Consider the following 8,121-nt stretch of genomic DNA (forward strand, 5'->3'; position numbering starts at 1 on the left):
GCAGGGGCAACTCAGTCGGAAGTTGGTTCGGAAACTGCGCCGTCAGGAGCTGCAGCGTGCGGAAAAGGTTGTGCCATATCACGTTGGCCCGCCACGCCTCCTGCGCAGGTTCATGGGTGGCCTGGAAGCCCCAAAAGCCCAATAGAACGGCTATTGTCATCAGTGCCATCTTGGCAAAGTTACGCCGTGTAGCAGGCTCCCAGCGCTGCATGGCGGTGTCTACCCACTGATGTGGCGAGGAACGCTGCGTCAGCGATACCAGACGGTCGATCCCCAATGCCGCGCGTGCTCCCGCAGAAACCTTAGTGGCCTCGACGTGCTTCATTGGTGCGTCCCCATATCAAAGCCAATTTCCAAGGTAGAGGCCCCACTGCGATAAGTAGAAGGAGTAAACATAAATGATTCAATACCTTCCGCTGTTCGAGCGTGCCTATCTATTCGTGATCCTTGGAGAAGATTCCTGCACTCCAGCCGCTCATGATATCGGCCATTGCCGCAAAAAAATACGACCGTCGCCAGAGTACTCAGAAGTATGCAAGGAATGCGGCTATGGCCACAGCAGCCTACTGGATCGAGGCACCGTTTGCCGCGGCCGGAATGGTCGCGGCGTGCATAGCATCGGTCTGGAACAAATGGTTATTCCTGCGCCTCGTAGCGATGCTGCGGCGCCACCATGCGCCGCAGGCCGAGGACCGGAGCAAGGAAGCCAGCATCGAAAAGCCCTTCCTCGTTCAGATCGCAGACGTTCATGTCACGGGAAATGGAACCAATCGGGTAGATGGTGGGCCCTCCGGTGATTGGATCTGCGCTGAGATTGCCAAGAGACGGATCGGAGGGACCCAACCCAAATTCTGTGTCGTTACAGGCGATCTCATCGATCGTGGGAAGCAGGCCGAATGGGACTTTGCAATCGGACCTTTGGCGGCCTTACGCGACTGCGGATGTCGGGTAGGCGAGGCCAAGGACACCACCTTCGACGGTCGCCATTACACGACGCAACACATCCGCAACTGGCGGACTGAACGGCCGCCAGTAACTATGGCCGACATCAGCTGATGGAGGCCTGATGTGATCAAGCGGTTTAGCCGGCCTGCCCTGTATGAGTTGGTCTGGTCGAAGCCCATGCGTGAGCTGGCAGCCGAGAACGAAATCTCGGATGTCGGGTTGGTCAAGGTCTGCCGCACCGCCAGCATACCTACGCCGCCTCGCGGGCACTGGAACAGGATTAATGCCGGCAAGCCGACCTATGTTGTCGATCTGCCCCCGCGTCCGCCTGGGCTTTCAGACGAAGTCACATTTGGCGGCAGGCGCTACGAATGGCAGGGCTATTCGGCCCGCACCGATGAGGATGACAGGACCGAGCTACAGCCTCCGGTATTCGACGAAGAACTCTCGAGCGTTTTGGGGCGCATCCGCAAGCAGCTTGGCAAGGTCACCATACCGAAGACGCTCGCGAACCCACATCATCTCATAGAGCGACTTCTCGAAGCTGATGAACGCCGGCGCCAGGTAGTGCTCAGCAACACCTACGCGTGGGACAAGCCAATCTTTGATGGTCCCTTCGAGAAGCGCCGCCTCAGGGTCCTCAATGCAATTTCTGTCGCCTTGGATCACGAAGACTACAAGGTATCAATCGGGGGCCGACAGGCCCGGGATCTAGGGGTCAAGATCGGCGGGCAGCACGTCAGCTTCACCCTCGACGGCGCCTCCCGAAGGGGAAGCGACAGCAGGGACTACCACTCTCAGGTCCTTCCCCAGTTTGGGGCCCAGGAGAAGCTTAAGCTCGAAATCCTGTACCCGGATCCGATTCCAGACATGCAGTGGACCTGGGTAGACGGCGACCAGAAGATCGAAGCTCACCTCAGCGATATCGTCGTATGCCTGATCCTTGCAGGTGAGGTTCATTTTCGCCGACACAGGCAGGCGCGCTATGAATGGGAAGTCGAACGGCTCCAAGAACTCCGGGAGAAACGACGGAAGGAGAAAGAAGAGGCAGAAAGCCAGGAGCGCCTGCGGCTTGAGCGGGAGGCGCGGGAGCGTATCCAACACCTCCTGCAGGAAGCGAACAATTGGCGCCGCGCTCGGGACCTCAGGGACTATGTGGCCACCGTTCAGGTAGCAGCGGCCGGAATGGCCTCTGAAGGAGATGCCAACAAGATCTCTGCGTGGGTATCTTGGGCGCTGGCTGAAGCCGACCGGATTGACCCTCTGCAGAACGAGCGTCTAGGGGCCCGATTTGGGGGCGCCTGAGCGTCATCCAAGGGTATGGGGTCACCCCTCTCCCTAGGGCGCGTGGCCCTGCCTGTGCACAGGCCAAAAATGCGCCCCGGACACCACTTGGAGGCCGCCTGCCCCTCCCTGCTCCGCTTCATGAATTCCCTGTTCTGCGCGAAGAAATTCCCTGTTCCAGATCGTGCGGCCACAGCGCAAAGCGGGGTCAAATGGCGAATTTGCCTGCTCAATTCACCTGACCTGAGGCTCACCTTGGCAAATTCCCTGCTATTTTCCCTGTTAGCAGGGAATTTGCCGTGGAGAATGGTTCGCGGTGGACTACACCCACCGCCAGCGGCCGAAACGAAGATCGGGAGCGCTGCCTATCCCCGCAGCACCTTGCCGGCCTTGGCATCGGTAAGCCGGCCCTGCTCCCAGGTGACCGCGCCGTTGACGATCGTGTATTCGACCCCCCGCGACGGCATCACGATGCGCTTGGCGCCGCCAGGCAGGTCGAAGCGTCGCTCGCCGTGGTTGGAGGAGCCGATCGCGACAGGATCGAAGATCGCCACATCGCCCGGCATGCCCTTGGCGAGACGGCCGCGGTCCTTCAGGCCGAAGAGATCGGCGGGATCCGAGGTGAGCTTGCGCACGCCCTCTTCCAGTGTGATCGCCTGCTTCTCGCGCACCCAGGTTCCGAGCAGATAGGTCGGGTAGCCGGCGTCGCACAGCATGTCGACATGCGCCCCGCCGTCGCCCAGCGCCATCAGGATGGCGGGATTGTTCAGGAGTTCGCGCATGCGGTCCTCGCGTGTGTTCCACGAGGAAATGGTGAGCTCGGTGTCGAGATCATCGGCCAATACGGTGTCGAGGAAAGCATCGACGCCGTCCTTGCCCTGCAGCTCCCCGATCTGGGCGATCGACTTGCGCTCCAGATGCTTCAGTGCCGGATTGCGCACGTCGTGCACCACGACGCGACGCCAGTCGCTGAAGCCGGTCGGGTTCTTGAGGTCGGCGCGGAACTGGGCGCGGAAGGCGGGATCGGCATAGACCTTCTTCTGCGCTTCCTTCGAGGTGTCGGCGAACACCCGCTTCCAAGCCGGGAAGGCCGCGAACGCGAAGGGATTGTCCATGTTGCATTCGCGCGTGAGGGGTAGCGGCGAGGTCTGCGGCCTGGCCCCCTTGGCGATCATCGGCGCGGCCCGGCGCAAGGTGTCGCGCACCGCCTCGGGAATGTCGTCACGGTCGAACAGCGCGATGAAGGTGACCGGCCGGCCGCTCTCCTCGAGCAGGAAATCCAGCAGCTCGCACTGGTCCTGCTCCAGCACGCCGACCTGGCGCGTCAACGCGATCTCGATCGCGCCCTTGCCGCGCTTCTTGAGCTGGTTGGCGTAGGCCTTCATCTCCTCGCGGCTGGCATTGCGGCAGGCCAGCGGCTTTCCCTCGAAGCCCATGTGCTGGTTGAGCGTGGTCGAGGAGAAACCCAGCGCGCCCGCGTCCACCGCTTCGCCGATCAGCTCGGCGATCTGATGCGTCTCCTCCGGCGTTGCGGCGCGGTCCATCGACGCTTCGCCCATCACGTAGTGTCGGAACGGCGTCAGCGGCGCGATGAAGGCGAGGTTGAGCGACGGCTTGCGCGCCGCCGCCGCGTCCATGAACTCAGGGAACGTCTCCCAATCCCAGGTGATACCCTTGTTCAGCACGTCGAAGGGGATGCCTTCGACATTCACCAGATCCTTCATGGCGATCTCGCGGGTCTCGGGCTTGCAGGGTGCGATGCCGACGCCGCAATTGCCCATCACCACGGAAGTCACACCGTGCCAAGACGAAGGGGTGACTGCGCCATCCCAGCAGATCTGTGCATCGTAGTGGGTGTGCGGATCGACGAAGCCTGGCGCCACCACGAGGCCATGGGCGTCGATGGTGCGCCGGGCGCCTTCCGTCACCTTGCCGATCTCGACCACCTTGCCACCGGTGATCGCCACGTCGGCCTGGTATTGCTTCCTGCCTGTGCCGTCGACCACGGTGCCGTTCTTGATCACGAGGTCGTAGCTCATCGTTTCCTCCCAGAAACCTTGGCCGAGGCTACTACAGCCCTGCCACCCGTCTACCCACCGCCGAGATAAAGCTGCTTGACGATCTCGTTCGACCGCAATTCAGCGACGGTCTTACCCTCGAAGGCAATCGCGCCGTGCACGATGATGTAGCCGCGGTCGGCGATTCGCACCGCTTGGTGGAAGTTCTGTTCCGCCATCAGCACGGTGAGTCCGAATTGCTGCTTCAGTTCCTCGATCTTGGAGATCGTCTGGGCGACCAGCAGCGGCGACAGGCCGACCGACGGCTCGTCGATCAGCAGCAGGCGTGGCGAGGACATCAGGGCGCGCGCGATGGCCAACATCTGCTGCTGGCCACCCGACATCGTGCCGGCGAGTTGCCGCCGCCGCTCGGTCAGCACCGGGAAAGCCTCGTAGGCGAAGGCGAGGTTTTCGGCGATCCGGGCACGCGCGCTCCTGCGGAAGGCACCCAGCATCAGGTTTTCCTCGACTGTGAGCTTGGGGAAGAGGCGCCGCCCTTCCGGCACCAGCGCCACGCCGAGCCCGACGATCTCCTCGGTGGCGAGGCGCGTGACGTCGTGCGCCTGCCCGTCGATTTCGAGGGTGATCGTACCGGCCGCCGGACGTACCACCCCCATCAGGCATTTCATCAGGGTGCTCTTGCCGTTGCCGTTGGTGCCGAGCAGCACGACGGTCTCGCCGGCGTTGACCTCGATCGAGGCGCCGTTCAACGCCCGCACCGCGCCATAGCGGGCGTCGAGGCCGGAGACGGTGAGCTTAAGCGCCAAGGTAGGCCTCCTGCACGCCCTTGTCGGCCATCACCTGCTGTGGCGTGCCCTCGCAGATGACGCGGCCGGCGTCGAGGCACATCACGCGTTCGGAGAAGCGCATCACCGCCTGCATGATGTGCTCGATCATGATGACAGTGATGCCCTCCGCGTTCAGCTTCAGCAGCACGTCGAGGACCTCGTCGACCTCGGAGCCGGCGAGGCCGGCCATCGCCTCGTCGGAAATCAGGAGCTTGGGGCGCGCCGCCATTGCGCGCGCGAGCTCCATCTTGCGCAGCTCCACCTGGGAGAGCTGGCTTGATGCCACGTGCGCTTTGCCGGCCAGGCCGATCTTGTCGAGGATCTCGAAGACTTCGGCGTCAGCCTGGCGGGTCGAAAGCCCATGGCCGATCACGGCGAAATCGATCGCCACCAGGAGATTCTCGAGCACCGTCATGCTCTTGAATGGCCGCGGTACCTGGAAACTGCGAGCGATGCCGCGGCGGGTGCGCTTGTAGGCCGGCAGGCGCGTGATGTCCTCGCCGTTGAAGCGGATCGAGCCGCCGTCGCTCGGCAGCACGCCGGAAATGCAGTTGATCAGGGTCGTCTTGCCCGAGCCATTCGGCCCGATCAGGCCAAAGCGCTCGCCGGGCCGGATGTCGACGCTGATGCCCTCCAGCGCCGTGAAGCCGCCGAACCGCTTCGACACGCCGTCGACGCGCAGCAGGGCCTCGCTCATGGCGTGCCTCTCCGGACCAGCCGCCAGACTCGTCGCACCAGGCCGATGATGCCCTCCGGCGCCACCACGACGAACAGCACCAGCATCACGCCCAGCACCAGCACATTGACCTCGGACGAGATCGTCACGGTCAGGAGCTGCTGCGTGGTCGCCAGCAGGATCGCGCCCAGCACCGGACCGATCCAGTGTGAGGTGCCGCCGATCAGCGACATGGCGAGTGCCGACACCGAATAGTTGAGGTTGAAGGCCGAAACCGGATCGGCGAACTGAAGGTACATGGCCGACGGCGCGCCGGCGGCGCACATCAGAGCGCCGGAGAGCGCGCAGGCCACCAGCTTGAGATTGAGCGTCGGCACACCAGAACATTCGGCGGCGATCTCGTCGTCGCGGATGGCGCGAAGCCCGCGGCCGATGCCAGAGTTCTGGACATGGCGCGCCAGGGCGACGGCGATCACCACCATGACGGCAGCAATCACGAACAGCATTTTTATGTAGGAATCGAAAGGCGGAGTCACCGGCGGACGCAAGAGCTGCACGCCGGTCGCGCCGCCGACGAACTTCCAGTTGGTGATCAGCGTCTCTGCGATAATGGTAATGGCAACAGTGGCGATGGAGAAGAAGATGCCGCGCAGCCGCAGGGTCAGAAGACCGACGCCGAGGCCCAGGGCCGCGCCGACGATTGCCGCCACCAGGATCTGGATCCAGAGCGGGGCGTCCACGGCCTTGAGGAGAAAGACGGCGGTATAGACGCCGACGCCGAAGAAGGCGCTGGTGCCGAAGTTCACGTAGCCGGCATAGCCGCCCAGGATGTTCCAGGCCGTCGCCAGCACGATGAATTGCAGGATGACGAAGCCCGCGAAGAAGACGTATTCGTTGCGGATCACGAGCGCCATGGCGAAGGCCAAGGCGATGAAGGCGGCCGCCCCGATCCAGAATCCGATTCTCTGCCCCAGTCCCTGCATCGTCATCGGCCGAACAGGCCCTGCGGGCGAACGCCCAGGACCACCAGCAGCAGGGTGAAGGAGATGGCCGGCGCCCACGACGCGCCGAACATGGTGAGCACGATGGTCTCGGCGACGCCCAGGATGACGCCGGCCAGCAGGGTCCCCGACATGCTGCCCAGCCCAGCCATCACCACGACGCAGAAGGTGCGGCCGATGTAGGCGCGATCAAGGGTCGGTTCGACCGGCTGGACGATGATCAACAGCGCGCCGGCGAGCGCCACCACGGCCGTCGCGATGCCGAAGGCCCACTGCTTGATCGCCACGGGATCGGCGCCCATCAGCCTGAGTGCACCTTCGTCCTGCGCCACCGCGCGGATGGCGCGGCCGAGGAAGGTCTTCGACAGGTAGAACGTCAGCGCCAGCGACAGCAGGAGCGCCATCGCAAAGGCCACGACCATGCGCATCGGAATGCGAACATCGAGAATCTCGATGCTCTTGCCGATGTAGAAGGCCTGGACCGTGCGCTGGTCGACACCGAAGGCCATGATGATGCCGACTTCGATGATGAAGGCCATGCCGAAAAAGAAGGCGAGGCCACGCACGCCGGCCTCGCTGCCGCGCTTCTCGAACGTCTCGTGGTAGGTGCGGTAGAGCAGGACTCCGAGCACGAAGAAGACCGGCATCAGCAGCAGGCCGGCCACGATCGGATCGATGTCGAAGTCGCCCAGCAGCCAGGCGCCGTACGCGGCCAGCACCAGCAGTGCCGGATGGGCGACATTGGGCACGTCGAGCAGGCCGAAGGATATCGACAGGCCGATGCTGACCGCAGCATAGAAGCAGCCGACCATGGCGCCGAGCACGATGGCGTCGACCAGCAACTCCCAGGAAAACACCCGCTTTGCCGCCTAAGCCGCTACTTCCGCGCCTTCTCGAACGGCTGGATGAGCTCGCCGGTCTTCCACTTCTCGGGGAACACGATGATCTGCTTGCCCGGATTGCGGAACTGCTCGATGTTCTTGTCGACGACACCGCGGAACTGCGCCATCAGCGTCGCCGATTCCTTGCGCTCGCCGTCGGGGCCGAACACGATTGGGCCAACGATCGTCATCATCTCGTTGCTGCGCAGGAAGTCGGCAAGCTTCTTGTGGTCGAGCGACTTGGTGGCATTCACCGCCTGCTCGACCATCTGGCCCATGGCATAGCCGAAGGGCGCAAGGTAGTAGCCGAGCGGGTCGACCTTGGCCTCGCCGGCGCGCTTCTGGTACTTGACGAAGAAATCCTTGGTGCCCGTGAACTCCATCGACTTCTCGGGCAGGTAGCTGTTGTAGTTGACCACGCCGTTCAGCAGCGAGCCCATCGATTCCATCACGCTCGAGAACTGCAGACCGACCATGCCGCCGCCGAAC

At 63.3% G+C, this 8,121-nt stretch carries 9 protein-coding genes; 2 read left to right on the forward strand and 7 right to left on the reverse strand.

Annotation, left to right across the window (positions count from 1 at the left end; all coding sequences use genetic code 11):
- Positions 1-325, reverse strand: a 325-nt coding sequence (locus EPO55_RS01465; RefSeq protein ID WP_296334607.1) for a hypothetical protein, incomplete at its 3' end; no start/stop codon positions are given.
- Positions 326-549: 224 nt separating this feature from the next.
- Here EPO55_RS01465 and EPO55_RS01470 point away from each other — a divergent pair.
- Entirely contained in the window at positions 550-1,056 is a 507-nt protein-coding gene (locus tag EPO55_RS01470) for a hypothetical protein (protein WP_296334608.1), read from the forward strand.
- A gap of 12 nt (positions 1,057-1,068) precedes the next feature.
- Positions 1,069-2,250, forward strand: a complete 1,182-nt coding sequence (locus EPO55_RS01475) for a hypothetical protein (protein ID WP_296334609.1) — start codon at positions 1,069-1,071, stop codon at positions 2,248-2,250.
- 344 nt (positions 2,251-2,594) lie between these two features.
- On the opposite strand, the gene EPO55_RS01480 is transcribed toward EPO55_RS01475, so the two are convergent.
- The 6 genes from EPO55_RS01480 to EPO55_RS01505 form a co-directional block, all read right to left on the reverse strand.
- Positions 2,595-4,268 carry an amidohydrolase family protein gene (locus EPO55_RS01480; RefSeq protein WP_296334610.1) on the reverse strand — a complete coding sequence of 558 codons (1,674 nt, stop codon included), beginning with the start codon at positions 4,266-4,268 and terminating at the stop codon, positions 2,595-2,597.
- Positions 4,269-4,318: 50 nt separating this feature from the next.
- A complete protein-coding gene (locus EPO55_RS01485; RefSeq protein WP_296334611.1) occupies positions 4,319-5,053 on the reverse strand; it encodes an ABC transporter ATP-binding protein in 735 nt (244 codons plus the stop codon).
- Positions 5,043-5,771 carry an ABC transporter ATP-binding protein gene (locus EPO55_RS01490; protein ID WP_296334612.1) on the reverse strand — a complete coding sequence of 243 codons (729 nt, stop codon included), beginning with the start codon at positions 5,769-5,771 and terminating at the stop codon, positions 5,043-5,045. The genes EPO55_RS01485 and EPO55_RS01490 overlap by 11 nt, the downstream gene beginning before the upstream one ends.
- Positions 5,768-6,739, reverse strand: coding sequence for a branched-chain amino acid ABC transporter permease (locus EPO55_RS01495; protein WP_296334613.1), 972 nt, complete (start codon positions 6,737-6,739; stop codon positions 5,768-5,770). The genes EPO55_RS01490 and EPO55_RS01495 overlap by 4 nt, the downstream gene beginning before the upstream one ends.
- Positions 6,736-7,608 (reverse strand): branched-chain amino acid ABC transporter permease, encoded by an 873-nt coding sequence (locus EPO55_RS01500; protein ID WP_296334614.1) that lies wholly within the window; start codon positions 7,606-7,608, stop codon positions 6,736-6,738. The genes EPO55_RS01495 and EPO55_RS01500 overlap by 4 nt, the downstream gene beginning before the upstream one ends.
- A 20-nt stretch (positions 7,609-7,628) precedes the next feature.
- Positions 7,629-8,121 (reverse strand): ABC transporter substrate-binding protein (locus EPO55_RS01505; protein ID WP_296334615.1); only part of this gene is annotated, 493 nt, incomplete at its 5' end.

Source organism: Reyranella sp., from assembly GCF_004296935.1.
GTDB lineage: Bacteria > Pseudomonadota > Alphaproteobacteria > Reyranellales > Reyranellaceae > Reyranella.

Bases quoted from the DNA above. Each gene is read 5' to 3' on its own strand.
- EPO55_RS01470 (WP_296334608.1), top strand. From the start codon at position 550: ATGGCCACAGCAGCCTACTGGATCGAGGCACCGTTTGCCGCGGCCGGA.
- EPO55_RS01480 (WP_296334610.1), bottom strand. From the start codon at position 4,268: ATGAGCTACGACCTCGTGATCAAGAACGGCACCGTGGTCGACGGCACA.
- EPO55_RS01490 (WP_296334612.1), bottom strand. From the start codon at position 5,771: ATGAGCGAGGCCCTGCTGCGCGTCGACGGCGTGTCGAAGCGGTTCGGC.
- EPO55_RS01495 (WP_296334613.1), bottom strand. From the start codon at position 6,739: ATGACGATGCAGGGACTGGGGCAGAGAATCGGATTCTGGATCGGGGCG.